This is a genomic window from Aetokthonos hydrillicola CCALA 1050 (genome assembly GCF_017591665.1).
Classification (GTDB): domain Bacteria; phylum Cyanobacteriota; class Cyanobacteriia; order Cyanobacteriales; family Nostocaceae; genus Aetokthonos; species Aetokthonos hydrillicola.
Genome location: NZ_JAAKGC010000457.1, coordinates 1 through 1,000, shown reverse-complemented (window position 1 = coordinate 1,000; position 1,000 = coordinate 1). Strand labels below are relative to the sequence as shown.

Sequence of the window (1,000 nt, the reverse complement as noted above, 5' to 3'; positions counted from 1 at the left end):
CTAGGCTACGTGTTAAACCAAAAGCGAGTACTGCTCCAAGCTTAAGCTGTGGGTTTTTATCTTCGCGAACTATATAACGGTAGGTAACACCAAATAGTAAACCGGAGAAGCTAGCCACAGCCCAGCTGATCAATAAATGCCAATTAAGGGTATTAACATTTAAACAGCTAAGTGCTAGACAGTTTTTTAGTAGTATCAGGTTATTCACTAAAGTCGTAACGACAAAAGCCAAAGCAATGCAGGAACCTGCGATGATACCAGCTTTGACGGATTCTGAACGCTCAGCTATAAGCTCGGTGGACATATTCAAATTTTATAGTTGAATATTTATGGAAACTCCCATTACCTATATCTTGCACCTGATCTGTCAGCCAGCCAGCCAGCGATTTAAATCGCTGTCTGATAGCTAAAGTCCTCTTTAGAGGACTGAACAAGGATTTAAGTCCATTTCAATGGACTTAAGCTATTAGCCCGGAACTTAAGTTCTGGACCGGATATCGGGCTGATTCACAATGGTGCAAGATGTCAGAATATACATTTTAACATAATTGCATACCCATACCGATTGTTGTCAAAAAGTCTAAAGGCGACTGACAAACTCTGGTTGGCGCGCTCACTTCAATAAAATTTTGACATTGGCTGTACTTCTAGACTTGTAACTACGCAGCGTGAACACGACCATTGAGACTGGCTTCCCTAGCAGGTTCGGTGAAACCAAACATAGTAAATAGCCAGTGATACCATTCCTGATAAGTTACAAGCACGTTTAAAGCTGTTTTCAAGTTTATATCGAAATCTTTATTTTGAATGTCAGTAATTAGTTTATAAGTCAATTCCAAGTGAATCCTATCTTGCTTGCTAAATAAAATAAATTTTCCATTAGAAGAATTGCTTAGTTTGTCTATGTAGCGTTTTATATATGGCATGAGTTGAGTAGAATCATGGAAGTATCGAAATTTAAAGGCAAATTATACTGAGCATATATGGTAATACCTGCTAG

General features: G+C 38.4%; 1 protein-coding gene and 1 pseudogene. Both read right to left on the bottom strand.

Annotated features, from left to right (window positions below; translation table 11 throughout):
* Nucleotides 1-304 (bottom strand): annotated as a pseudogene (locus G4P69_RS38875) (hypothetical protein); the annotation flags it as partial.
* A gap of 355 nt (nt 305-659) precedes the next feature.
* A complete protein-coding gene (locus G4P69_RS38870) occupies nt 660-926 on the bottom strand; it encodes a hypothetical protein (RefSeq protein ID WP_208344904.1) in 267 nt (88 codons plus the stop codon).
* Between the last annotated feature and the right edge of the window lie 74 nt (nt 927-1,000).